Origin of the sequence: Paraburkholderia phosphatilytica (genome assembly GCF_003443895.1) — a bacterium.
GTDB lineage: Bacteria > Pseudomonadota > Gammaproteobacteria > Burkholderiales > Burkholderiaceae > Paraburkholderia > Paraburkholderia phosphatilytica.
In genome coordinates this window covers 63859-88168 of the sequence record NZ_QQOA01000014.1, presented here as the reverse complement: position 1 = coordinate 88168, position 24310 = coordinate 63859, and the positions used below count along the sequence as shown (strand labels likewise).

The following is a 24310-nucleotide window of genomic DNA, read 5'->3' as shown; positions in this document are numbered from 1 at the left end:
TGTTGCACGAGTCAACGTGAGCGGACCGCGTCGTACATCCAGCGCAGCGTGGCTTCGAGCGGCGTCACGCGATGGCCGCCCACCGCGCACCGCAGTTTCGCGTTCGAACCGACCAGGCGCTGCACGTCGTTGGTCCGCACGAAGCGCGGGTCCACCTGCACGTCGATCTCGTAGCCGGCGATGCGCGCGAGCATGTCGAGCACGTCCGCGAGCGAGTGGCCGACGCCCGAACAGATGTTGAACGTGTCGCCGGCGGGCGCGATTTCGAGCAGCCGTGCATACGCCGCGACGACATCGCGTACGTCCGAGAAGTCGCGGCTCACGTTGGTATTGCCGAGCGAGATGCTGCGTTCGCGCCGCGCAAAATGGCCGACGATTTTCGGCAGCAGATACGCTTCGCTCTGGCCCACGCCGGTGTAGTTGAACGGACGCGCGATCACGACTGGCAGCCGCGCGCTCCACAGCTTCGCCGTGTACTCCATCGACAGCTTGCTGACCGCGTAGTCGTTGGCGGGCTGCGGCGCGATGCGTTCGTCGATCGCGTCGACGTCCACGTTGCCGTACACGTTCGCGCTGCTGGCCAGTAGCACCGCATGCGGCGGCGCGCCGACGCTATCGAGCGCGGCCAGCAGGTTGCGCGTGCCGATCACGTTGACGAGATGCGTGTTCGCCACGTCGCCGTTCATCACGTGCGCGACACCCGCCAGATGCACGACCACGTCGGGGCGGATCTGCGCGGCGACGCGCGCGAGCCCGTCGCTGTCCAGCAGATCGACGCTCACCTGCACGACCTCGGGCATCGCGGCATGGTGCAGCAGGCGCTCGGGATCGCTACCCATCACGCCGCCGCGCGACGGCATCACGGTGCCCCACACCTCGTAGCCGGCATCGATCAGACGCGCGGCCATGTGCCGGCCGGTGAAGCCCGCTACACCTGTGACCAGCGCGCGCCGGCTTGCGCGCTCAGAACGTGTCATGGTGCTGGTTGCGTGCGATATCGGCCTCGACCATCATCTGGCACAGCTGCTCGAGCGTGGTGTGCGGCGTCCAGCCGAGTTGCGTGTGCGCCTTGTCCGCGCAGCCGATCAGCAGATCGACCTCCGCCGGGCGATAGAACTTCGGATTCACGCGCACCAGTTCACGCCCGGTCGCGATGTCGACGCCGGTCTCGCGCTCGTCCTTGCCCGACCATTCGAGCTGGTAGCCGGCCGCGGCGAACGCCATCCGCACGAAATCGCGCACGGTCTCCGTGCGGTTCGTCGCGAGCACGTAGGTATCGGGCTCGGACGCCTGCAGCATCCGCCACATGCCTTCCACGTATTCGCGCGCAAAGCCCCAGTCGCGCTTCGCATCCAGATTGCCGAGTTCGAGCACGCCGGTCTTGCCGAGCTTGATCTTGGCGACCGTGTCGGTGATCTTGCGGGTGACGAACTCGCGGCCGCGCAACGGCGATTCGTGATTGAAGAGAATGCCGCTCGACGCGAAGATGCCGTATGACTCGCGGTAATTGATCGTGCTCCAGTGCGCGAACAGCTTCGCGACGCCATACGGGCTGCGCGGATAGAACGGGGTGCTCTCGCATTGCGGCACGGCCTGCACCTTGCCGAACATCTCGGAGGTCGACGCCTGGTAGTAGCGCGTGCGCGGATTGACGATGCGGATGCCTTCGAGCAGATTCAGCGCACCGATGCCGGTGACTTCGGCGGTCGTGGCAGGTTGATCGAACGACACGCCGACGAAGCTTTGCGCAGCGAGGTTGTACAGCTCGTCGGCGTCGGTGCGTTCGAGCAGACGCAGCGTGGAGCCGAGATCGGTCAGGTCGTGCTCGAGCAGTTCCAGATTCGGATTCTGCAGCACGCCGAGCTCTTCCATGCGCCAGAAATTCACGGAGCTGGTGCGGCGATACGTGCCCGTCACGCGATAGCCCTTCTGGAGCAGCAGTTCAGTGAGGTAGGCACCGTCCTGTCCGGACACGCCGGTGATGATCGCCTTGCGCTGGTTGCTCATTGAATGTCGATCCCTGTATCGAAGACAAAAGAATTCCGCGGACAATGAATGACAATGCGCGGGGCCATGCGTATCAGGACACTCTGGCGGCGGTGCGCGAATCGTCGCGCACCGCATGCGCCGAGCCGTGGATCAGGCGCCGCTCGAACGCAAACCAGCTCACGCTCGCATAAGCCAGCGTGATCGCGAGCGCGAGTACCGCGCTCGCGTAACGGCCTTCGTTCAGCGGCCAGATCGCGTAGAGCACGGTCAGATGAATCAGGTAGATCGTGTAGCTCACGGTGCCGATATAGACGAGCACGGGCGTGCTCAGCACGCGCTTCACGATGCCGTTCGATTGAAGCGCGATCACGACGATCGACGTGCACAGCACGAGCGAGATGCTGTAGAGCGTCGCATTCGAGAGCAGCGTGTTCTCGGCGCGAAAGCGCGGGAAATGCAGATGCAGCCACGCGAGCAAGGCGAACGCCGCGAGCAGACCCGCGAACGCAAAAGGCTTCACGCGTTCGAGCACGGCTGGATTGCGCCGCGTCGCAACGGCCAGTAGCGCGCCTGCGGCCAGCAGGTCCATGCGGAACGGCGTCAGGTAGTAGATCGGCCAGAACGTATCGAACCAGGGCGTCGCCACCGCGCGCAGCAGCGGCACCACAACAACCAGCGCGGCAGCGACGAAGCCGAGCGTGCGTTCCGGGACGAGCAGCACGACGAACGGCCAGACGATGTAGAACTGCTCCTCCACCGCGAGCGACCACAGCACGTTGAGGCTGTCGTGTCCGCTCTGGCCGAGCGCATCGCCGATGTTGGTCGCGAAGAACGTGTACCACGGCCAGTATTTCGCCCAGCTGAGGCCGAACAGCAGCGACGATACGATCATCAGCAGCACGTACGGCGGCAGGATGCGGCGCGCGCGGCGTGCGTAGAAATAGCTGAAATAGGGCACCTGCCGCGCTTTGCGGTCGAGCAGGATGCCGGTGATCAGAAAGCCGCTCAACACGAAGAACAGATCGACGCCCATCCACAGCGGCGCCTTCAGCGCGTGCTGCGCGAACACCGCGAGCACCGCGATCGCGCGCAACCCGTCGAGCTGCACAATTCGACGGGTGTGGGACGGCGGGTCGGACAAGGTGCTGGCAGTCATGAACCATCCATCAGAGTGCGGGAGGCGGAGACCGTCGCGCGACGGACACGAAGCGATTCTAGGGAAAAGAAAATCGCTAAAAAAACCGAAATTGCGTCGATGTAAATCGCGCGATTTTTTCGACGGTTTTTTTGAAAACCCCATGAAACGCCGAATATTTTTGAATTAATTTCGATTTTCGCCGCGGCGATTTTTCAACGTACTGTGGGCTCTCGTCCTCGCCGGAGGGAGCCCTTGTTGCCATTCACCTTGCGCGTGCCGCGCCGCCTGTTCATGACGGCCGCTTTCGCCTGTGCATCGCTTGTCGCGCTGAACAGCGTGACTGGCGATCGCGCGCATGCGGAAGAAACGCAGCTCGCCGCGAAAACGTCGTGGATCGGCAATACATACGGCTATGGCGATGGGTCGTGGGTGCAGATCAATATCACCGCGATCGCGGTGTCGCCGGACGGCAAGGTCTATACGAACGCGCCGTGGGATGAAAGCGGCGCGGAAATCAGCATGTACCAGAACGGCAAGGTGCTCGGCTTCGCGGGCGGCACGCACGGCTGGGGCAACAGCGGCGGCAACGCGATCGCGCTCAACCATCGCTATATGTTCGCGGCCGTCTCGGTCGGCAACGAGAAGGGCCATCTGGTAGCGGCCGGCGTGTGGCCGGAGAAGGGGCGCCAGTGGTACGGCATCACGCGCCGCGAGATCGCCGACCCGAAACGCGATGCGCCGTTCGAGCCGCTGCCGAAACCCGCGGACCCACATGCGCAGTTCGCCGCGAGCTTCCTGAAGATCAACGACGTACCGGTACCGTCGGTCGCGAGCGTGGATGCGACGACGGATACGAGCGCCGAGATCGGCGGACTCGCCGCGAACGATGCGACGCTCTACGCGAGCAACACGACGCGCGACCGCATCGAAGTGTATGACGCCGGCTCGATGCTGCAGAAGACCGGCTGGGATGCGCCGGCGCCCGGACGTCTCGCACTGGCCGGCGACGGCTCGCTGTGGGCGCTGACGGATACGCGCGGCGGCAGGACGCCACGCCTCGCGCACTACACCGCTTCGGGTCAGCCGCTCGACGACGCACCTGCATTGCCCGACGACACCGTCGCCGTGGATATCGCAGTCGATCCGCACGGCCGGTTGCTGATTGCGGACAACGGCCCGCGTCAGCAGATCCTGATCTACACGAAGGACGGCGGGCGCTACCGGCAGAGCGCGACGCTCGGCGAACGCGGCGGCATCTTCGCGGGCGTCGCGGGCCGGCCCGGTCCGCAACGCTTCAACGGACTCACGGGCGTCGCGGTGGATGCGCGCGGCAACGTCTACGTGTCGACCAATGGCATCGGGCCGCCCGACCGCGCGAACGGCAAGAACGGCCCGATCGGCGCGGGCCTCGGCGCGACGCTCGAAAGCTATGCGCCGGACGGCAGGCAGCTATGGCAGTTGCAGGGGCTGCTGTTCGTCGACGGCGCGTGGATCGATCCGTCGCATCCCGATAGCGTCTATACGGGCAACAAGCGCTTCGAACTCGATCTGTCGAAGCCCGCGGGCGACGACTGGACCTACGCGGGTTTTCTGTCCAACCGCTTCCGCTATCCCGACGATCCGGTCTTCCACACCGACCAGTGGCCCGGCCTGCCGATCGTCCGCAAGCTGAAGGACCGCACGTTCCTCTACCTGATGGACATGTATGCGGACCATCTGAAGATCTACCGCTTCGATCCGCAGCGCGACGGCGAGATCGCGATTCCGTCGGGCTTCATCGCCGGTCGCGCGAAAGACGTGGCGGGCATTCCGAATGCGCCGCCGGGCGGCGACTGGATCTGGCGCGACCGCAACGGCGATGGCCGCTTCGATGCCGACGAGTTCGAGCCGAACACCACGGGCGCGAAGCTCGCGGGCGGCTGGGGCTGGTGGGTCGATACGAACGGCGACATCTGGCGCACGCGCGACACGAAGGGCATCGACCGCTTTCGCTTCGGGGGTCTCGATGCGAAGGGCAATCCGGTCTACGCGTATTCGGACCTGACCGTGTACCCGATGCCGCCGCCGTTCACCGAGCTGCGCCGCGCGATCTACGAACCCGACACCGATTCGCTCTACGTGACGGGCTACACCGCCGATGCGCCGCCGGACCGCGCGTTCTGGAAGGAAGCGGGCCGCGTGCTGGTGCGCTACGACCGCTGGTCGAGCGGCAAGGCGCAGCCGCGCTACACGATCGTGCTTCCCTGGGAGACCAGAACACAACCGATTGCCACGGCAGCCGGCCTCGCGGTGGCGGGCAAGTACCTGTTCGTGGTCGAACCGGTGGGCGCGGTGCACGTGTACGACCGCGACAGCGGCCGGGAAGTGGGCGTGATCCGTCCCGGTCCGGAAGTGGGACGTGCGTCGGGCTGGGTGGACGTGCCGTTCGGCGTGACCGCATTCAAACGTGCCGATGGCGAGTACCTCGTGTTCGTCGAGGAAGATGCCCGCGGCAAGGTGACGATGTATCGATGGAAGCCCGCTTAGTGCGCCGCCTGGTGCATCCTATTAATCAGGAAAACTGAAGGACTCCGATGGACAAAGGCATCCTCAGGAACGTCGCGATCAATTTCTTCGGGCTCGTACTGCCGACCTTCGTGTCGCTCGTCACCGTGCCGTCGTATATCCATCTGCTCGGCGTGGAGCGTTACGGCGTGATCGCGCTCGTGTGGACGCTGATCGGCTATTTCAGCGTGCTCGATCTCGGCATGAGCATGGCCGCGCAGAACCACATTTCGAAAGCGCGCGCATCGAACGACGCGGACGAATGCGCGGACGTGTTCTGGAGCGCATTCTGGGTGAATCTCGGCACGGGCGTGATCGGCGGATTGCTGATCTACTTCGGCACGTTTCTCTACACCGCGTATTTCACGCATGTGTCGCCGGAGCTGCTGCACGAGGTGTACATGGCGCTGCCGTGGCTCGCGGTCGCGATTCCGATCGCGAACGTGTCGTGGGTGTTCGCGGGCGCGATCAACGGCGCCGAGCGCTTCGGCATCTACAACACCAACCAGACCATCGGCACCTTCCTGTTCCAGCTGTTGCCGCTCGCGGCGGGCTGGCTGATCGCGCCGAACCTGCAGAACGTGATTGCCGGCGCGGTGGTAGCGCGTCTGGCCGCCGCGATCCTGCTGGGCCGCTCGGCGCTGCGTGTGCTGGATATCCACGGTATGCGGCCGCCGCGCGTTGGCACGTCGAAAGCGCTGTTCACGTTCGGCGGCTGGATGCTGGTGGCGAGCGTGACGGGCATGGTGGCCGATTCGCTCGACCGCGTACTGCTCGGCACGAGTCTCGGCGCGCGCTTCGTTACGTACTACACGGTGCCGCAGAACCTCGTCACGCGGCTGAACATCGTGCCGAACGCGCTGGTGCGCACGCTGTTTCCGCGGCTCTCCGCGGTGCGGCGCGAGCGCGCCGACGAACTCGCGCGGCAGTCGCTCGAATTCCTCAACGCGGCGTTCACGCCGGTCGCGCTGGTCGCGACGATCGCGCTCGAGCCGTTCCTGCGCCTGTGGGTCGGCAATGCCATCGCGGACGAAGCCGCGCCGGTGGGCCGCATTCTGGTGATCGGCGTGTGGCTCGTCGGACAGGCGAGCGTCACCCGCATCCTGATCCAGTCGCAGAACAATCCCGCGGCCGCGGCACGCGTCGGCCTCGTCGAGCTGCCGGTGTTCGCCGTGCTGTTGTGGTTCGGCATCCGTCACTTCGGACTGACGGGCGCCGCGCTGGCGGTCGTCGCGCGCGCGCTGTTCGACTACGTCGCGCTGCTCTGGCTGACGCGCATCCAGATGCGGCCGATCGTGCTCGACATGCTGCCGCATCTCGTTTTTCTGGCCGCGAGCCTGTACCTCGCGAGCCTCGTTCCGACACCGGCAATGGCGGCTGTCGCGGGCGTACTGATGGCCAGCGCGAACGTCGGCTGGTCGGTGTCGACGACGCCCGCGCTGCGCGAACTGGCGCGCTCGCTGCTGTTGCGGCTGAATCCGAGGAGAAGCGCATGAGCCACGAACTGTTGCAGGACCCCGTTCTCCAACCGGCGCCGCTCGCGCGCGCGCAATCCGCGGAGGCTGCTGGCAATGGAGCTGCCGCTGCCACCGAGCGCAATGTCGCGGCCGCGCAGCGTATGCAGCGCACCCAGCGCACCGGCCGCAACGTGCGGGTCGCGATCGTGCACGACTGGCTCGTCACCTATGCTGGCGCGGAGCGCGTGCTCGAGCAGATCGTCGCGTGCTTTCCGGATGCGGACCTGTTCGCGCTGGTCGATTTTCTCGACGACCGCACGTTTCTGCGCGGCAAGCCGGTGAAGACGTCGTTCATCCAGAAGCTGCCGCTCGCGCGCACGAAGTACCGCGCGTATCTGCCGCTGATGCCGCTCGCGATCGAGCAGCTCGACGTGTCCGCGTACGACGTGGTGATCTCCAGCAGCCACGCGGTGGCGAAAGGCGTGCTGACGGGACCGGACCAGATTCACATCAGCTATGTGCATTCGCCGATCCGCTACGCGTGGGATCTGCAGCACCAGTACCTGAACGAATCGAAGCTGACGAGCGGGCCGAAGTCCGCACTCGCGCGGCTGATTCTCCACTACATCCGCAACTGGGATATCCGCACGGCGAACTCCGTCGACCAGTTCGTCGCGAACTCGGGCTTCATCGCGCGGCGCATCCACAAGGTGTATCAACGAGGCGCACAGGTGATCTTCCCGCCCGTCGACGTGGACGCGTTCACGCTGAACACGGAGAAGGACGACTTCTATCTGACCGCTTCGCGAATGGTGCCGTACAAGAAGATCGACCTGATCGTCGAAGCGTTCGCACAGATGCCGGAGCGCAGGCTCGTCGTGATCGGCGATGGGCCGGACATGCGGAAGATCCGCGCGAAGGCCGCGCCGAACGTCGAGATCATGGGCTATCAGCCGTTCGAGGTGTTGCGTGACCGGATGCGTCGCGCGAAGGCATTCGTGTTCGCGGCGGAAGAGGATTTCGGCATTTCAGTGGTGGAAGCGCAGGCCTGCGGCACACCGGTGATCGCATTCGGCAAGGGCGGCGCGCTTGAAACGGTGCGCGACCTGATGGACCCGAAACCGACCGGCATGTTCTTCGACGAGCAGAGCGCCGCGTCGATCCAGGCGGCGGTCGAAGTGTTCGACGAGAACGCGAACCTGTTCCTGCCCGCCGATTGCCGCGCGAACGCCGAACGTTTTTCGACCGCGCACTTTCGCGAGCGCTTCGTGGCGCTCGTGCGCGCGGCCGTGCCCGCGCTCGACGGCATGGGGCCGCCGCCGGACCCGCAACCGCCCGCGAGCGTGACGAAAGCGCGGCCGCCCGCGAAAGCGCCGCGCGTGCTTGCGGTCGATCAGAGCGGCGTGCTTGGCGGCGCGGAACTGTCGCTGCTCGAAATCGTGAAGGCGTTGCGCGACCGGATCGAAGTGCTGCTGCTGGAAGATGGCCCGTTCCGGATGGCGCTCGATACGGCGGGCGTGCCCGTCGACGTGCTGGCGGCGGACGGATTGCGCGACGTGCGCAAGCAGGGTCATGGCATGCCGAAGCCGCGTGTGCTCGGCAACGTGGCGGCGCTGGTGCGCGAGACCGCGCGGCGTGCGCGCGATACCGGCGTGATCTACGCGAACACGCAGCGCGCGATGGTGATCGGCGCGCTGGCCGGCAAGCTTGCGCGGAAGCCGGTGGTCTGGCACCTGCGCGACATCGTGAGCCCGGCGCATTTCGGCCGCACGCAGCGTACCGTGATCAAGTGGTGCGCGAAGCTTGGCATCACGCACGTGATCGCGAATTCACAGGCGTCCGCTGAGGCGTTCGCGTCGCTGACCCACTTCGACGCGGCGCGCATCGACGTCGTCTTCAACGGTATCGACGACGTGCCGTTCGACGCGCTGCGCGACGTGCCGCAGGCCGTGCTGCGCGATCTGCAGGGGCTGCCGCAGGACGCGTGGCTGGTCGGTTCGTTCAGCCGGATCGCGCGCTGGAAGGGTCAGCACGTGCTGCTGGAAGCGATGACGCTCGATCCGCGGATGCACGCGGTGCTGGTCGGCGCGCCGCTGTTCGGCGAGGACGCGTGGGCCGCCGAGCTGCGCACCTATGCCGAATCGCATGGCATTGCCGACCGCGTGCATTTCCTCGGTTTTCAGCGCGACGTGGCGGCCTGCATGCGCGCCGTGGACGTGGTCGCGCATACGTCGATCACCGCGGAGCCGTTCGGCCGCGTGATCGTGGAAGGCATGCTGGCGGGCCGGCCGGTCGTGGCGGCGCGCGACGGCGGCGTGCTGGAGATCGTCGAGCACGAGGTGAACGGGCTGCTGTGCCCGCCCGGCGATGCGCGGGCGCTGGCTGATGCGCTGGCGAGACTGCAAGCGGATGCGGGCCTGCGCGAGCGCCTGAGCGGCAACGGGCTGCAGACCGCGCGCCGCCGCTTCGGCACGCGGCACTATGTGGAAGGCGTCGAACGGATCCTGAACGACGTGGCGAGCCGAAGCGGCCAGTGACAAAGCTTGTTGCGATGGAATCAGCCGCGAGTGCGGGCTGGTTCCATCGGGCGGGAAAGATTAGATAAGAAATTGCCAATGAAATTAGATAAGAAAATACATCATCCGTACTTTTAAAATAATTCGAATTCAGGTCCAGGGAAATCCTTAATGCATAAAAGGACAATCCCTAGGCCGATTTACCCGCAGCGCCAGTTGCGCGCGGTTTAAGACTCGCCGACCATTGCATCGCAGGCACCTCCACGACGCGGTAGAACAGCCAGGCGAGCGGCAACACCGCCAGCATGAACGCGAACGACGGCCAGATGGACAGTTGCAGGCTCGAGCGGAAGAACAGCGACTCGAGCAGCACGAAGAACGGCAAATGAATCAGGTACAGCGAGTAGCTGAAATCGCCGCACCGCGACAGGATGCGCAGCGGCGCCGCGGGCTGGCGCGGGCGCGCGCGGCGGCGTCCGAGGGCGGCGTGCAGGCAGCACGCGAAGCCGATCGACCAGAGCTGGAACGCGCCGTACTGGCCGAAATGGAACGCGACGCAGCCGAGCGTCAGCAGCGCCGCGCCGGCGGCGTACCAGCCGCGCGACGGTTCGAGCGTGGCCTGTGCGCGTGCACGTTGCACGCCGGCCTCGGCGATCCACGCGCCGAGCATCCACGACAGCCAGTACGACGGGAAGGCCTGCACGTCGTGGTGTTCCAGCACCCACGCGGACGCGAGATTGACGAGCGCGACGAGCGCCACCACCGCGCGCATGCCGATGCGCCGGCGCAGCGCGAATACCAGCGGATAGACCGCGTAGAACTGCACTTCGAGCGCGAGCGTCCAGAGCGCGCCGTTCGAGCCGTAGGTCTTGCCCGCGATGCCTTGCAGCGAGAACAGGTTGACCAGGAACGCGTGCAGTCCGAGCTCGCGGATCTTGTGGTTGACCGGGGGCAGCTGCAGGCTGATCGAATCGAGCGCGAACGTGACGAGCAGTGCGGCGAACAGCACCGGATAGATGCGCGCGAAGCGCCGCGCCCAGAAGTTGCCGACATCGAGCCGCCACGCCGGGTTGGCGGCGAGTTTCTGCGCCGCGCCGCGATGAATGCAGTAGCCGCTGATCACGAAGAAGATCGGCACGCCCGCCGAGCCCCAGGCGATGGGCAGCGTCAGCCACGCGACGACGGTGTCGAGGCTGAGCGGCTGGCCGCTCAGCCGATGCAGATGCTCGATGCCGATCCACACCACCTGGCGGCAATGGAAGTACGCGACGAGGAGCGCCGCGAAGCCGCGCAGCGCATCGATCAGGTATTCCTTGTCCGCGGTCGCGGTCGCGGTCGTGGCAGCGCGGCTTTCGACGCCGCGTACAGCGGGCTGCAGGCGCAGGGGGGAGCTGGTAGCGTCGAGTGCTGGGTCGCTCATGCTGGGGTCCCGGTTGAGGTCGGTTCGGCGGGAAGGGCGAAGCGTGGTGTGAAGGCCTGGAGCCCGGCGTGTACCGTATGCGCGGGCGCGCAGCCTTCCATGCACATCGTAGTGCCGTGGCGCTTTAAAAAAAGCGCGAAAAATAGCTAAAAATAAAGCGTGATTCAGGGTAATGAATTTTTTGAACGACTGAATGAATCCGATGAAGCTTGATGAAAAGGCAGCGTGAATTTTTTGTCTATTTTTTCGTGTTAGCTTGAGTCCCGCATTCATCTGTTTCGGGGGCTACCGCCATGAACCTGCATGTGCTTGCCGGCATTGCCGTGCTGCTGATTCTTGCCGCTGTGTCGGCTTATCGCGAAGCGCTGCGTAACGAACCGATCAGACGCTTCTGGACCACCTCGGGCAAGTTGCCGCCGGTTGACGAGCCCGAATAGACCTGTCGTTCCGCGACGTCGCAGGCAACAAGCAGATCAACTATCGATGGGGGATGCCCAGCATGCTCAAAGTCACCAAAGCCGTGTTTCCCGTGGCTGGACTCGGAACACGATTCCTGCCCGCCACCAAGGCCAGCCCGAAGGAGATGCTGCCCGTCGTCGACAAGCCGCTGATCCAGTACGCGGTGGAAGAAGCGATCGCGGCCGGCATCACGGAGATGATCTTCGTGACGGGCCGCAGCAAGCGCGCAATCGAAGATCACTTCGACAAGTCGTACGAGATCGAAGCGGAACTCGAAGCGCGCGGCAAGCAGAAGCTGCTCGAGCTGGTGCGCTCGATCAAGCCTTCGCACGTCGACTGCTTCTATGTGCGCCAGGCTGAAGCGCTCGGTCTCGGTCATGCGGTGATGTGCGCGGAGAAGCTGGTGGGCGAAAGTCCGTTCGCGGTGATCCTTGCGGACGACCTGCTGTACAGCAAGACGCCGGTGATGAAGCAGCTTGTGGATACCTTCAACCACTATCACAGCTCGGTGGTGGGCGTGGAGACGATCGCGCGCGAAGACAGCCGTTCTTATGGCGTGGTGGACGGCCGCGAGTGGGAAGAGGACGTGATCAAGATGTCGGGCATCGTCGAGAAGCCGGCGCCGGACGTCGCGCCGTCGAACCTCGGCGTGGTGGGCCGCTACGTGCTGATGCCGACGATCTTCCGTCATATCCGCGCGCTGAAGCCGGGCGCGGGCGGCGAACTGCAACTGACCGACGCGCTGCAGTCGATGCTGAGCGAAGAGCAGGTGCTCGCGTATCGCTATCACGGCACGCGGTTCGACTGCGGTAGCAAGCTGGGTTATCTGAAGGCGACTGTCGAATTCGCGCTGCGCCATCCGGAGGTCAGGCAGGAATTCGAGGAGTATCTGCAGTCGTGTCTGCAGCCGCCGTTTGTGGCGGCTGCGGCTTGAGTTGGGGGGGTACGGGGTGAGATCCGGGCCGCCCGCTGTTTGGCGGTCAGCCAACCTCTCCACAGCAATGCCAACACCAGTACGACAGCACAAAGGGGACGAAATGATGCAGCGCATGCTCATCATATTCGCGCTGCTCGCATGCAACGTGGCATGGGCCAGTGGGCGCGTATCCACAGCGGACGATGCGGCCGTCCGTGCTGCTGGCATTACACAGAAATACTCGCTGTCAAAAGACAATACCGAATGCCTGTATTTCGACACGGCCGACAAGGGGAGCTACTGGTTGATTCGCGTGCGCGAAAATCATACGGATGCCTGTGGTGGAGACCCTGAGGTGTCACCGGTATTGTTCTTCATGAAGATGCGGAAGAGGGATGGGTACACGACCACTACCGCGTACGATGGTGAACGATATCGTCCGCTTCGGCAGGTGAGCCCGTAGTCTCCCGTTGAGAAAGGTGGCGCATTTCGCGCAGGATGGTTCTGCCAGGCCCGGGTATCGCCCAGATCTCAGGCGGGCGGAAAGTAAGCGGAATTTTGCGGACGTGAGCGGACGAATACTTCGGAACAGGATGGGCTACCTGTGTGAATGAATACAGCTTCATCCATTCACTGAACCCCTTCACCAGAAAGCCTCCCGAGCGTTCGATATATTGCCCGCGTGACGCTTCGTAAATGCCCCGCAACGCAAACCACGGCACCGACGGCAAGTCATGATGCACGAGGTGATAGTTGTTGTTCAGAACGAACTCGGGATTGTGAAAAGCTATTCGGGATGGGGCTTAATGGCTAATTGCAGAGTGAAATCGTCGATTTTTACCCGCGATTTACCCGCATCCCGCAATTGATGTGTGGGGGCATGGTTTGGCTCACGGTCCGCTCGAGGCCGACGGTTGACGGATAGGCCTTCCGCCCAATGGATCTTCCGATCTCTTCCGTTGATGTCTGCTAGGTCGCGGATTTTAAAGCGGTTTATGGATAACGACGTGCTTGCGACTGCCGTTGATGCCCCGCACAATTTCCTCACGAAGTATGGGTAGCTATGTGGGTTTGTGGTAGGGAGGGCGACACGACTGGACGACAGTGGCAAGGGCTCAGCGCTCCGCGGGTCGCGAAAGAAGTAGCGCCGGGTCATCACGCGGATGGCGACGGCCTCCACATGCAGATCGCGGATAGTGGTGCGCGTTCATGGGTGTTCCGGTTCAAACTGAACGGTCGCATGCGGGAGATGGGTCTTGGTCCGCTCTCGCGGGTCTCGCTGGGCGAGGAGCTGAAGCTGGCCGCCGGGTACCGTGACATGGTCAGAGACCTGATCGATCCCATCCTTGCGCGGAGTGAGCAGCAGCGAAGGCAGCTGCTCGACATTTCGCCGGATGCCAATGTGACGTTCCGTGAAGCAACTGAAGCGTTTATCCGCGTGCACGAGACTCAATGGCGAAATCGCAAACATGTCCAGCAGTGGGGTAACACACTCAAAACGTGTGCATATCCGGTGATCGGTGATGTCCGGGTCCGCGACATGGACACGGCGATGGTCGTGCGGATTCTCCAGCCGATCTGGACAAAAAAAGCTGAGACGGCGAGTCGGGTGCGAGGCCACATCAAGGCCATCCTCGATGCCGAAACTGTGCTGGGTCATCGTATCGGCGCGAATCCCGCGCGGTACGTTGATCATCTGCAATTTGTGTTGCCGAGGTCGAAGAAGCGCTCACAGGTCAAACATCATCCTGCGCTGCCTTGGGAATAGCTACCGACTTTCATCCGCGAGCTTGAACGACGTCCCCTACGGGCGGCAACCCTTCGTCGCGGCGATTTTGGCCGCAGGCACTTCGTGTGGGCATCACGACGGTCGCCGGAATATCGAGAATCTTGGCGGACAGCACAATCCCTTGGGCATGTTTGCCTGAAGAGGAAAGCACTCGGTTGCTTCGCTGGACGCGATCCAGACGAACCGAACCGATCGGCGGCTTCTTGGGGGCCGACAGCGCAGTCCGATTACGTCACTCCAGAACACTCGCCTGGCGCGAGCGACCTGCAAACTGCCGCCGAATCAACGCAGCGCGTTGGGGAAAGGACAAGCCGCTTCAACCCCGGCGGTTGACACATGCACCTGCTTTTTCTGACCGTGTCGCGTTGTGTCGTCTTACGCTTCTGCGTCCGTGTCATCCATCTTGCCGGGAGGTAGTCGTCAACTGTAGGGGCTTTCCGGCATGGTAGGACGAATTTCTTCATTTCACGCACGGTCCTGATGAGGGCCACGTTGCAGTTTTTCGGAGCAGACGTATCGGCCGCACGGGTCGCCGACAAAGACTTGGTGCTTGAGCGCTGCGTGATTGATGTATCGCACCTCGGGTGCACCTCAGCCGTGAGCTTTGTTTCGGGAACCATCTGCGCAAAGTCACGATCGGATCACGTGCTAATCACGATGCGATGGTAAGCGTCGCACAACGGTTCGCTGGGAAACTGCTCAACAAACTTATGTGGCTAGGCATCTTTCCGCGTGGGTAGTCCGCGACGGCGTCATCGAGCCCTTTCGAGCAGACAATCGAACGGACGTGCCCTTTGCGTGAGGTGGAAACCAAAGTTTTTTTTCGTTCTCAACGTTCCGTTTCCACCTTTTTCCCTGTTCCGGACTCTTGCAATATTCCCCACGTCAACACCGGAAACGGTTGTTTGTAGCCCGGCGAACGAACCGTGACCGCCACTACGAAGCGCCTCCGCGAATGAGAGGCAGCACGCAATGATCCCCATGTCTGCTGGCATGAATGGACAAATGAAAGGAGACAATCCATGTCGTCACATCCCGCCTTACCGGTGGACGCTGAACGCGCGACCGCGGATGCGACCTTCCGCCGGGCAGCATGGCGCTTCATGCCTTTGTTGTTCGTCTGTTACGTCGTCGCCTACCTTGACCGGGTGAATGTCGGATTCGCAAAGCTGCAGATGCTCAACGATTTGCACTTCAGCGACGCTGTCTACGGACTCGGCGCAGGCCTCTTCTTCGTCGGCTACTTCTTCTTCGAGATTCCCAGCAATTTGCTGCTGCATCGTGTAGGCGCCCGTCGATGGATTGCCCGCATCATGGTGACATGGGCGATCCTTTCGCTCGTGACTGCCTGGGTGACTACACCCGCGACGTTCTATGTCGTTCGATTTCTTCTAGGCGTTGCCGAAGCCGGGTTTTACCCTGGCATGATCCTTTACCTCACTTACTGGTTTTCATCGCACCGTCGGGGGAAGATGATGGCTGTCCTCACAGCGGGCAATCCTGTGTCGGGCATGATTGGTGGCCCCCTGTCTGGTTACATCATGCACGCGTTCAACGGAACCGCCGGGTATGCTGGATGGCAGTGGCTCTTCATCATTGAGGCGTTGCCCGCCATCGTCCTCGGTGTAGTTGTCTATCTCTTTCTCGACGATCGGGTGCAGGACGCAAAATGGCTCAGCGATCAGGAAAAGTCCAACATTGCGCGCGAGATAAATGGCGACGCAGCAAAGCGCACGCACGGATCGGTCAAGGCGGCGTTCACTTCCCGGTGGGTGTGGCTGCTTTGTCTGATCCTGTTCGGCATCATCATGGGATCGTATGCGCTGGGATTCTGGCAACCGACGATCATCAAAAGCTCTGGCGTCAACGACCCGTTCATGGTGGGCCTGCTCACTGTGATCCCCTATACCTGTGCGCTTGTTGCCATGATTCTGGTTGGCCGCCATGCAGATCAAACCCGGGAGCGCAGGTGGCACGTTAGCGTGCCAGCCTTCGTAGCCGCCCTTGGATTCTGTATCTGTGCGCTCAGTGGCAATCAGCTGATTCCTTCGATGATCGGTTTGTCCCTCGCGGCAGCAGGAATTATCTCTGCGCTACCGATGTTTTGGGCTCTTCCGACCTCGTTTCTCGGCGGCACTGGCGCGGCCGCTGGCATTGCGCTGATCAATTCGACAGGCAATCTTGCTGGCTTTGTGAGTCCTTCCGTGATGGGATGGCTCAAAACCGAGACGCATTCGCTGACGTCCGGCCTCTACTTGGTGGCTGGCTGCCTGACCCTTTCTGCGATTCTGATTTTAGTTTTCCTTCCCGCCCGCGTCGTCAACCGATGAGGTTCGAGGAGAGTCTCGAGAGGACTGCTTCCGCCATTCATGATTGACGCACTTCTTCGGGTCGACTCGTTGAAACGTTGCAGATTACACGCGTAGTACACCACGTAGCGCCTCACTGCGTGCGCTGATTAATTTGGAGAAAGTCATGGCTGACAAGAAAGATGCCCCCCAGAAACCCGTCGAAGCGACCGGCATGAAGCGTGGATTGACGTCATACGGCGATCAGGGATTCTCGCTTTTCCTTCGCAAGGCGTTCATCAAGGGCGCGGGATACACGGATCAGGCGCTGGATCGTCCCGTCATTGGCATCGTGAACACTGGTAGCGGCTTTAATGCCTGCCACGGTAACATGCCGCAGCTGGTCGAGGCCGTAAAACGTGGCATCATGCTGGCGGGTGGCCTTCCGGTCGACTTTCCCACTATCTCTGTTCACGAAAGCTTCTCGTCACCGACATCAATGTACCTGCGCAATCTGATGTCGATGGACACCGAAGAAATGATTCGCGCGCAACCGATGGATGCCGTTGTTCTGATCGGCGGATGTGACAAGACAGTTCCGGCCCAACTCATGGGTGCAGCATCTGCCGGAATTCCGGCCATTCAGCTTGTCACCGGCTCGATGCTTACCGGGTCGCATCGCAGCGAACGGGTCGGAGCATGTACTGACTGCCGACGGTACTGGGGAAAGTTCCGTGCGAATGAGATCGACGAGCAAGAGATTGCCGACATCAACAACCAGCTTGTCGCCAGCGTTGGAACATGCTCCGTGATGGGCACTGCCAGCACGATGGCTTGCATCGCCGAAGCGTTGGGCATGACGGTGCCCGGTGGAGCGACGCCGCCTGCAGTCACGTCCGACCGGATCCGGGTCGCCGAACAGACCGGAACTGTCGCGGTCAAGATTGCGAGCGAACGCCTCACCATCGATAAAATTCTCACGCCAAAGGCCTTCGAGAACGCGATGCGTGTGCTGCTTGCCATCGGCGGATCGACGAACGCCATCGTTCATCTGGCGGCCGTTGCAGGCCGGTTGGGCAACAAGATCGACCTGGACATGCTCGATCGCATGGGCAAGGAAACACCGGTGCTGCTCGATCTCAAGCCGACCGGACAGCATTACATGGAGGATTTTCACAAGGCGGGTGGCGTTGTCACCTTGCTTCGCGAGTTGAAGCCTCTATTGCATCTGGATGCTCTGACTGTCACCGGCCGTACCCTCGGAGAAGAGATCGAAGCAAGAGGCGCGGGCTTTAGCCAGGATGTCGTTCGATCGTTCTCGAACCCGATCTATCCACAGGGCGGACTTGCCGTGCTCCGGGGCAACCTTGCTCCCGCAGGGGCGATCATCAAACAGTCCGCTGCCGATCCCGCACTGATGGAACACGAGGGGCGTGCCGTCGTGTTCGAGAATGTCGAGGATCTCATCAACCGGATCGACGATGAAGCGCTCGATGTCCACGCGGACGATGTTCTGGTGCTGAAAAACATCGGTCCCGTCGGCGCTCCCGGTATGCCGGAAGCGGGGTACATCCCGATCCCACGCAAGCTCGCGCGAACTGGGGTAAAAGATATGGTGCGGATCTCGGATGGACGCATGAGCGGCACCGCTTTCGGAACCGTCGTGCTACACGTGACCCCTGAAGCAGCGATTGGCGGGCCGCTCGCATACGTGCGCAATGGCGACCGTATCCGCCTGAGCGTATCTCGCCGCGAGATCGCGCTGCTGGTTTCCGATGAAGACATACGGAAGCGCGCAAAGGAATTGCCTGTTGCGCGACCCACAGCCGAGCGCGGTTATCGCAAGCTCTTCTTGCAGACAGTCACGCAAGCAGACGAGGGCGTCGACTTTGATTTCTTGCGTGCAGCGAGTCTGCAGAAGGACGAATCGTCGAAGTCGTAGTAAAAAGTAACGACAGGTACCAACTTTGGTGCGCCCCGTCGCGGGGCGCTTTTTTAATTGGTGGCTGCTTTTTCGAGGGCGATCACACACGTGATTCATGCCTTGAGTAATGCGGTCACGGCAGAAAATCGTTTCGAGAACGATTGCACAAACCAACAGCCTCACGAGCGAAGACCTCGACCAGCGCAAAACGCGGAGTATGACGCGACATGATCAGGCCGATGCGACGAACTGGCGCGCGCTCAGGAAGGCGTATCCGAGTGATCGCCAGTCCACTAGTCCACATTGACGGCCAATCCGGCAAGAGGGAAACGCCAAGCCCCTTGTCTACAAGGGTCGCGATGGCAAGCAGGCCGTCAATTTCCAGTCTCGAACGGGTATGGATATCGTGATCGCGTAGGTATCGGTCTGCGAGCTGACCGCCGAGAACCGAGCGAGCATAACGAATGAATGGCTCGTTTCGCAAAACCTCGTGAGCATCCCGCCCCGCCATCGACTCGTGAGCGACGACGACAAGTGGTTCCTCTGTAAGCGGTTGCCACTCGCATGTCTTCGGCATCGCAAACTGGGGCTCCACTACGATCGCAACGTCCAGTTCGTTCGAAGCCACCTTTCGACAAAGTTCGACGGAGCTCCCGGGCTCGACGAACACCTTCACATCGGGATAGTTGGCATAAACGCGCTGTAGCACCGACGGCAACACGCTGACCATCGCGGAGACGAACACACCAACTCGCAGTTCGCCAATCTGTGTTTGACCATCTTGCGCTATCGCCTCCATGTCCCGCACGGCTCGCAGGAGTGCCTGCGCGCTGTCGAGAACCTTCATTCCCTCCGCTGTGGGTCTGACGTAGCGACCCGAGCGCTGGATGAGCGACGTACCGAGCGATTCCTCTAGCGACCGAATCCGTGCCGCGACTGCGGTGGCAGTTAGGCCAAGGCGTCGCGCGGCTTCGGCAATTGAGCCGCTTTCTACCACCGCGACGAAACTCTGCACGTAACGAATGTCCATAGTCAATTTTTACGCTCTGGTGTGTTGCATCCGAAACTTCAGCTTCGCGTGTATCCAGCAAACGAAAAAACATTTGCGTGTGAAGGCAGATTCCTGCTGGTTCGAGCACCTCTTGGATTGCGATACTTGCCGAGCCCACGAAGAACCACCGAAGGGTGACTGGTGAACAGAATCGCAAAGGAGACGAACATGATGATGTTTGACAAGAAGCGGCGAACTACTGTCAAAGCATTAGGCGTATTGGTTGCATCAAGTGATGGATTCGGCCTTGCCGGATGTGCGCAGGCACCTGCCCAAGGTGTCGTGTGGTCAACTGGGACGGAACGGACGCGCCTGACAATGCCGGCCAATGCAACCGACTGTCATCATCATATTTACGATCATAGCTATCCTTGGGCACCCGAGGCGACGCTGAAGCCGGGAAATGCAACGGTTGACGATTACCGGCTGCTACAGAAACGCATCGGCACAAGCCGCAACGTCATCATACAGCCGTCCAGTTACGGTATCGATAACCGCTTGTTACTCGCCTCGATCGCACAGTTCAAGGGGCGGGCGCGGGGCGTGGCGGTCGTCAACACGAACATCACTCGAGAGCAGTTAGATGAACTGCATAGAGGTGGTGTTCGCGGCATCCGCTTCAACTTGGCCCCTCCGGGCACGACAACACTGGATATGGTCAAACCCCTCGCGCAGCGTATCGCACCGATGGGCTGGCACGTGCAGGTCAATGCGCCCGCAGCATTTCTTCTGGGCGCAAAAGAGACATGGTCTGAGTTGCCCTGCCCGGTGGTTTTCGATCACCTTGCGCATGCACCACAGCCAGACCCGTTGCATCATCCGGTATTCGAAATGGTGACTGACTTACTCAGGGCAGGCAAAGCCTACGTGAAACTGACAGGTTTTTACATGGATACCCGCGTCGGGCCGCCCACCTATTCCGACAGCGTGAAAGTCGCGTCCGCATATGCGGCGACAGCCCCTGAACGCGTGCTGTGGGGAAGTGACTGGCCGCACCCGACGGAGCAGCCACGCAACCAGATACCCGACGACGCGTTGTTAGCAGACCTTTTGAGAGTCATTATTCCTGACGAGTCGATCAGGACACGAGTATTGGTCGACAACCCGGCAGCTCTTTATCAGTTCGAGTAAGTGTTGGGGGCAGCCGTAAAGTCTGGGTGGACAGAAAATCGATGGACCTTTCGTCTGCACATCTCATATCGCCGGACTGGTTATCAACATGGCGGTGGCTCGATCGGTGTGCCGCAGAGGAGAAGGTGATCGACGGCGTCACATGAAGTGTTCGCGCTCTCCGGGGATTTGGATATCGACAGCCTGAATACGCGCCGACTCGTTCTGGGACAAGCGGCGTCACGTCCGGCATCGCTACGCATGGCCGACCTAAGGCGCAGCATGGTCTGGGTCGGGTTTGAACGCTTCGCTGGACGCGCCTTGGGCAGCGCGTCGCTTGAAGGGCAAGCGAGCACCGGCACAAAGCCTGACATCCACGCAATCGATAGCCAGGAGCGCGGCGCGATACCTGGGCCCGCCGTCGCGTTCGGTGCCAATGCGACTGCCGGAACCCGTCCCGGAAACGGCAATGACACTGGACACGCATCGCGCCAGCTATCGCCGTCGGCTCTCCCGCGCGCGTTTGGGCTTGCCGTCAGTGCTCTGGGTATCATGCGTGCGAGACGACATGCGAGTCCATATATTGAACGGCGCGGACGGGCTCGTTGGCTTTGCGGGCAGGATCGACTTGCAGCCGCAACGATTCCGCTCCTATAGTGAAAGCCGGCGAGCCAGCTTCTCGCCTGGAATCCAGTCACGGTAAGTGGAGGCGAGAATGCGAGTCGAAGGTCGATGTCTGTGTGGAGCGATTGTCTATGAGGCAGAGGTCGAGCCGGGCACCGCTTCAATCTGCCATTGTTCGGACTGCCAACGTCAGTCGGGTTCTGTTTTCAGAATGAACATATCAGCGCCTGCGGACACGTTCCGTCTGTTAAAAGGGACGCCCAAGACGTACCTGAAGATCTCTGAGCGAGGAAACAGGCGAATCCACGCGTTCTGCGATACGTGTGGTGGACCCGTTTATTCGTCGGCGGCGGAAAACGCACAGGCCTATTCACTGCGGGTGGGAGCGCTCGAGCAGAAACATGAACTTCTTAAGCCTGCCAGGCAGATCTGGACGAAGGGGAGGTTCGCGTGGCTACCACCCATTGAGGGCACCGAGGAGTTCATCGGGCAGCCGTAGAAAGTGGAAACGAAGACCGAAGAGCCGCCGGCCCATTTTTAAGGGGGCAGGCGGCTCGATCACGAGGCCCGAGTCAGATCCGCGTCATCTGCATCGGGTGAGTCAGGTCGCATTTCGAGGGGTGACGGGGTAGAGCAAGGACAGTTCATCGACTCGTTTTTCAGCCCCGAACTGACTGCGCATGCGCTCGAAGATAGCGCGCGTCCCGTTTGCGATCATCAACGGAACACCGAGTCGGCTGCCGAGTGAACAGCCTTCCTGAAGGTGCCTGAGCGCATCGTCGAGAGAGGAGTCGCTAGGCCGACCGCCGCCCATCAGCTCGCTAAAGATATTTCGCGACCCGGTACTCCAACCCGAACTGGCATGGAGAACCTCGCTCATGTCCTTCAATTGCAGCCCGTAGTTCAGGCCAGCGGAGATGCACTCGTAAGAAATCGCGCGTGACTGTGACGCACCGATGCTGGCGATGGTTTCCAGCATGCTGGCTTCGCCGGCTCCCGACTGCCCAGCCGTAGACGTAACCGCTTCGCCGGTAATGTTCGAGCCTGCCATCGATCCAATGATGTTCACCATATCCTCGAGGCGAGCCTGTGGACCCTGAAGATTCCCCCCGATCTGCAGAAGACCCTGAACGATCCCGGTGATCGGCATCGGGGCGTCGTGCGTCATGCCAAGGGAGAGTGCCTGATAAATATCCTTCAGCATCAGGGACAGTGCGAAATCGGTCGAAGCCTTGCCCTGAAGAAGGGCTGGCAACATCCGGTCGGTGATCTGACAGCACGCTTGGCTGCCTGAAAGATGGTCCGCCATCGCCTGAAGCGTGAGTCCGGACTTCCGGCCGAATGCCAGCACCTCAAGCACGCCGAGACGGTTCCCCGCGTTCATCGCATTGTTGACGGTTTTCATCGCCTGGCCGTCACCCACCCGGGATCCGCAGCGAAAAATCTTGTCCGTAATCGCTCGAAGCGCAGGGTCTGCCCGGTCCAGAACCTCGACAGGTGCCGACACCATAAGGTTGGCGTTTCCCGTGGAAACTATCTGAGGGCTTGCCGATACCGCGGCGTCCAACATCAGTACGCCCGACTCGGATAGCGCTGCCGCGATCTCGCGGGTCTCTTCGGGTACGCCGCTAGTCTGATCGACCACTATCTTTCCGGGGCTCAACCCCGCGGCCAGCCCCTCAGGTGCGAACACTGCGTTCTTTACATCGGCGCTGCGTGGCAGGCAGAGGAAGACGACGTCGGAGCGTTTCGCGAGTTCAGCCGCTGTGGACGCCACACTGGCGCCGAGGGAGGCGAGCTCGCCAACCGCAGTCGCGCTGATGTCCCATACCGTCAGTTGATGGTCCCGAAGGAATCGTCGTGCAAGCTGGCCGCCCAGCGCGCCGAGCCCAATATATCCGATGTTCATTGTCGCCTCACATGACAGTTCGATTGATGGTATCTGGTTCTTGTCGGGATGCTTTCCGTGATGATTCCGGTAATCCATCCCGAGGCTGCCGCGTATTTGCAGCGATCCTATCACGCAAATCACTGATCGATATTAGTTCCGATAATCGGAACCGATGATTTATTGGCCAATATGTAGATCGAAATGAGTCGCTGCGTGGAAGTCGGTCCATTTCTTCGTGTCCCGAAGGACGTAGTCCATCACGGACTGGGGTGTGCCGATGCCTGGCTCGTACCCGAGCTTGTGCATGTAAGCGACCGTCTGTGGCATACGGGACACCGTGTTGATCGCTACGTTCAGCTTCTGGACGACGTCCGCGGGAAGCCCTTTTGGTCCTACCAGCACGTAGTACGTGTAGGGATCGACGTTGCCCAGGCCGGCGATCTTCGCCTCTCCCAGCGCAGGGACATTGGGCAGGGAAGCCACGCGTCTGTTACCCGTAACGGCAAGAGCTCGCACCATGCCACTCTGAATCGACGGGAGTGCACCCTGAATGGGCGTCATCCCGATCTGTACCGATCCGGACAGCAGTGCAGTGATGATTTCGGCGTCCGCTTTGAAGGGAATGTGCGTCATCCGTATACCGGCGAGGCTAGACAGATATTCCATCTGTATATGGCTGGCTGAGCCGATGCCGGAAGACCCGAAGTTCAGCGAGTCGGGGTGAGCCTTGCAGTACTTCACAAGCTCTGAAATGTCGGAGACTGGGAGGGATGGGCTCGCAACGATCACGCCGGGCGCCTCGCCGACCAGACCGATAAACGAAAAGTCCTTGAGAGGGTTGTATGGAAGGTCTTTCTGCAGGCCCGGGTACTGGGACGCGGCGCTGCCGGTGATCAGGAACAGGGTGTACCCATCGGCCGGCGCGGACTTCAGGTTGCGTATCGCAATCATCTGATACGCGCCGGGGCGATTCTCGATGTAGACGCTCGTTCGTAGGACGTCGCTGAGTTTTGACGCGTAGTACCGGGCGATCGTGTCGGTGGCGCCCGCAGCGTTGAATCCGACGAGCAGCCGCACCGGCCGTGCCGGATAGCCACTCTCTGCACGCGCGAGTCCCGGAATGAACATGGCTGCGAAAAGCCACACGATTGCTCCAAGCAGGGGCCCGATAGCTCCGAATCTCCAATGCCTGTG

The 24310-nt window shown here is 61.7% G+C and carries 18 protein-coding genes and 2 pseudogenes; 11 read left to right on the top strand and 9 right to left on the bottom strand.

What is annotated here, in order from left to right:
* Positions 1 to 11: 11 nt before the first annotated feature.
* The 3 genes from DVS29_RS17025 to DVS29_RS17015 all read right to left on the bottom strand — a co-directional run bounded on the left by DVS29_RS17025 (position 12) and on the right by DVS29_RS17015 (position 3145).
* Positions 12 to 977 (bottom strand): GDP-mannose 4,6-dehydratase, encoded by a 966-nt coding sequence (locus DVS29_RS17025; protein ID WP_118181635.1) that lies wholly within the window; start codon positions 975 to 977, stop codon positions 12 to 14.
* On the bottom strand, positions 964 to 2007 hold the full coding sequence (gene gmd, locus DVS29_RS17020) for a GDP-mannose 4,6-dehydratase (protein ID WP_118181634.1): 1044 nt from the start codon (positions 2005 to 2007) through the stop codon (positions 964 to 966). The genes DVS29_RS17025 and gmd overlap by 14 nt, the downstream gene beginning before the upstream one ends.
* Before the next feature lie 73 nt (positions 2008 to 2080).
* A complete protein-coding gene (locus DVS29_RS17015) occupies positions 2081 to 3145 on the bottom strand; it encodes an acyltransferase family protein (RefSeq protein ID WP_118181633.1) in 1065 nt (354 codons plus the stop codon).
* Positions 3146 to 3418: 273 nt separating this feature from the next.
* Here DVS29_RS17015 and DVS29_RS17010 point away from each other — a divergent pair, with 273 nt between their 5' ends.
* Genes DVS29_RS17010 through DVS29_RS17000 form a run of 3 tightly spaced genes read left to right on the top strand, consistent with a single transcriptional unit; the run spans position 3419 to position 9665 of the window.
* The gene (locus tag DVS29_RS17010) at positions 3419 to 5653 is read left to right on the top strand and encodes an NHL repeat-containing protein (protein ID WP_118181711.1); all 2235 of its coding nucleotides are present in this window, start codon (positions 3419 to 3421) and stop codon (positions 5651 to 5653) included.
* Between the two features lie 47 nt (positions 5654 to 5700).
* A complete protein-coding gene (locus DVS29_RS17005; protein WP_118181632.1) occupies positions 5701 to 7167 on the top strand; it encodes a flippase in 1467 nt (488 codons plus the stop codon).
* The gene (locus DVS29_RS17000) at positions 7164 to 9665 is read left to right on the top strand and encodes a glycosyltransferase family 4 protein (RefSeq protein WP_118181631.1); all 2502 of its coding nucleotides are present in this window, start codon (positions 7164 to 7166) and stop codon (positions 9663 to 9665) included. Before DVS29_RS17005 ends, DVS29_RS17000 begins: the two co-directional genes overlap by 4 nt.
* A gap of 169 nt (positions 9666 to 9834) precedes the next feature.
* On the opposite strand, the gene DVS29_RS16995 is transcribed toward DVS29_RS17000, so the two are convergent.
* Positions 9835 to 11064 carry an acyltransferase family protein gene (locus tag DVS29_RS16995; RefSeq protein ID WP_118181630.1) on the bottom strand — a complete coding sequence of 410 codons (1230 nt, stop codon included), beginning with the start codon at positions 11062 to 11064 and terminating at the stop codon, positions 9835 to 9837.
* 293 nt (positions 11065 to 11357) lie between these two features.
* Between DVS29_RS16995 and DVS29_RS37340 the strand changes: the two genes are divergently transcribed.
* From DVS29_RS37340 to DVS29_RS36915, 3 genes are all read left to right on the top strand, one after another.
* A complete protein-coding gene (locus DVS29_RS37340; protein WP_164707936.1) occupies positions 11358 to 11501 on the top strand; it encodes a hypothetical protein in 144 nt (47 codons plus the stop codon).
* A gap of 62 nt (positions 11502 to 11563) precedes the next feature.
* A complete protein-coding gene (galU, locus tag DVS29_RS16990; RefSeq protein WP_118181710.1) occupies positions 11564 to 12457 on the top strand; it encodes a UTP--glucose-1-phosphate uridylyltransferase GalU in 894 nt (297 codons plus the stop codon).
* A gap of 115 nt (positions 12458 to 12572) precedes the next feature.
* Entirely contained in the window at positions 12573 to 12902 is a 330-nt protein-coding gene (locus DVS29_RS36915; RefSeq protein ID WP_124800661.1) for a hypothetical protein, read from the top strand.
* Here DVS29_RS36915 and DVS29_RS16985 read toward each other — a convergent pair.
* Positions 12850 to 13203: pseudogene (locus DVS29_RS16985) on the bottom strand (hypothetical protein); the annotation flags it as partial. The gene DVS29_RS36915 and the pseudogene DVS29_RS16985 sit on opposite strands and share 53 nt — an antisense overlap.
* Positions 13204 to 13502: 299 nt before the next feature.
* Here DVS29_RS16985 and DVS29_RS16980 point away from each other — a divergent pair.
* Positions 13503 to 14207, top strand: a complete 705-nt coding sequence (locus DVS29_RS16980) for a tyrosine-type recombinase/integrase (RefSeq protein ID WP_338069332.1) — start codon at positions 13503 to 13505, stop codon at positions 14205 to 14207.
* A gap of 48 nt (positions 14208 to 14255) precedes the next feature.
* Here DVS29_RS16980 and DVS29_RS37850 read toward each other — a convergent pair.
* A pseudogene (locus DVS29_RS37850) lies at positions 14256 to 14409 on the bottom strand (serine dehydratase); the annotation flags it as partial.
* An 841-nt stretch (positions 14410 to 15250) separates the two neighbouring features.
* On the opposite strand from DVS29_RS37850, the gene DVS29_RS16975 reads away from it, so the two are divergent.
* Both DVS29_RS16975 and DVS29_RS16970 read left to right on the top strand, forming a co-directional pair.
* A complete protein-coding gene (locus tag DVS29_RS16975) occupies positions 15251 to 16558 on the top strand; it encodes an MFS transporter (protein WP_118181628.1) in 1308 nt (435 codons plus the stop codon).
* Between the two features lie 145 nt (positions 16559 to 16703).
* Positions 16704 to 18458, top strand: a complete 1755-nt coding sequence (locus DVS29_RS16970) for an IlvD/Edd family dehydratase (protein ID WP_118181627.1) — start codon at positions 16704 to 16706, stop codon at positions 18456 to 18458.
* Positions 18459 to 18573: 115 nt separating this feature from the next.
* On the opposite strand, the gene DVS29_RS16965 is transcribed toward DVS29_RS16970, so the two are convergent.
* A complete protein-coding gene (locus DVS29_RS16965) occupies positions 18574 to 19470 on the bottom strand; it encodes a LysR family transcriptional regulator (RefSeq protein WP_118181626.1) in 897 nt (298 codons plus the stop codon).
* A gap of 189 nt (positions 19471 to 19659) precedes the next feature.
* On the opposite strand from DVS29_RS16965, the gene DVS29_RS16960 reads away from it, so the two are divergent.
* Together DVS29_RS16960 and DVS29_RS16955 are read left to right on the top strand one after the other, a co-directional pair.
* Positions 19660 to 20622 (top strand): amidohydrolase family protein, encoded by a 963-nt coding sequence (locus DVS29_RS16960; protein ID WP_118181625.1) that lies wholly within the window; start codon positions 19660 to 19662, stop codon positions 20620 to 20622.
* Positions 20623 to 21316: 694 nt separating this feature from the next.
* Positions 21317 to 21724, top strand: a complete 408-nt coding sequence (locus DVS29_RS16955) for a GFA family protein (protein WP_118181624.1) — start codon at positions 21317 to 21319, stop codon at positions 21722 to 21724.
* A 102-nt stretch (positions 21725 to 21826) separates the two neighbouring features.
* Here the strand turns inward: DVS29_RS16955 and DVS29_RS16950 are convergent, their stop codons facing one another.
* Positions 21827 to 23212 carry an NAD-binding protein gene (locus tag DVS29_RS16950; protein WP_240655658.1) on the bottom strand — a complete coding sequence of 462 codons (1386 nt, stop codon included), beginning with the start codon at positions 23210 to 23212 and terminating at the stop codon, positions 21827 to 21829.
* Positions 23213 to 23293: 81 nt separating this feature from the next.
* Positions 23294 to 24262, bottom strand: coding sequence for a Bug family tripartite tricarboxylate transporter substrate binding protein (locus tag DVS29_RS16945; protein ID WP_240655657.1), 969 nt, complete (start codon positions 24260 to 24262; stop codon positions 23294 to 23296).
* Positions 24263 to 24310: the final 48 nt, after the last annotated feature.

Excerpts from the sequence above, each read along its gene's own strand:
- DVS29_RS17025 (WP_118181635.1), bottom strand. The coding sequence starts at position 977 with ATGACACGTTCTGAGCGCGCAAGCCGGCGCGCGCTGGTCACAGGTGTA.
- gmd (WP_118181634.1), bottom strand. The coding sequence starts at position 2,007 with ATGAGCAACCAGCGCAAGGCGATCATCACCGGCGTGTCCGGACAGGAC.
- DVS29_RS17015 (WP_118181633.1), bottom strand. The coding sequence starts at position 3,145 with ATGACTGCCAGCACCTTGTCCGACCCGCCGTCCCACACCCGTCGAATT.
- DVS29_RS17010 (WP_118181711.1), top strand. The coding sequence starts at position 3,419 with ATGACGGCCGCTTTCGCCTGTGCATCGCTTGTCGCGCTGAACAGCGTG.
- DVS29_RS17005 (WP_118181632.1), top strand. The coding sequence starts at position 5,701 with ATGGACAAAGGCATCCTCAGGAACGTCGCGATCAATTTCTTCGGGCTC.
- DVS29_RS17000 (WP_118181631.1), top strand. The coding sequence starts at position 7,164 with ATGAGCCACGAACTGTTGCAGGACCCCGTTCTCCAACCGGCGCCGCTC.
- DVS29_RS16995 (WP_118181630.1), bottom strand. The coding sequence starts at position 11,064 with ATGAGCGACCCAGCACTCGACGCTACCAGCTCCCCCCTGCGCCTGCAG.
- DVS29_RS37340 (WP_164707936.1), top strand. The coding sequence starts at position 11,358 with ATGAACCTGCATGTGCTTGCCGGCATTGCCGTGCTGCTGATTCTTGCC.
- galU (WP_118181710.1), top strand. The coding sequence starts at position 11,564 with ATGCTCAAAGTCACCAAAGCCGTGTTTCCCGTGGCTGGACTCGGAACA.
- DVS29_RS36915 (WP_124800661.1), top strand. The coding sequence starts at position 12,573 with ATGCTCATCATATTCGCGCTGCTCGCATGCAACGTGGCATGGGCCAGT.
- DVS29_RS16980 (WP_338069332.1), top strand. The coding sequence starts at position 13,503 with ATGTGGGTTTGTGGTAGGGAGGGCGACACGACTGGACGACAGTGGCAA.
- DVS29_RS16975 (WP_118181628.1), top strand. The coding sequence starts at position 15,251 with ATGTCGTCACATCCCGCCTTACCGGTGGACGCTGAACGCGCGACCGCG.
- DVS29_RS16970 (WP_118181627.1), top strand. The coding sequence starts at position 16,704 with ATGGCTGACAAGAAAGATGCCCCCCAGAAACCCGTCGAAGCGACCGGC.
- DVS29_RS16965 (WP_118181626.1), bottom strand. The coding sequence starts at position 19,470 with ATGGACATTCGTTACGTGCAGAGTTTCGTCGCGGTGGTAGAAAGCGGC.
- DVS29_RS16960 (WP_118181625.1), top strand. The coding sequence starts at position 19,660 with ATGATGATGTTTGACAAGAAGCGGCGAACTACTGTCAAAGCATTAGGC.
- DVS29_RS16955 (WP_118181624.1), top strand. The coding sequence starts at position 21,317 with ATGCGAGTCGAAGGTCGATGTCTGTGTGGAGCGATTGTCTATGAGGCA.
- DVS29_RS16950 (WP_240655658.1), bottom strand. The coding sequence starts at position 23,212 with ATGGATTACCGGAATCATCACGGAAAGCATCCCGACAAGAACCAGATA.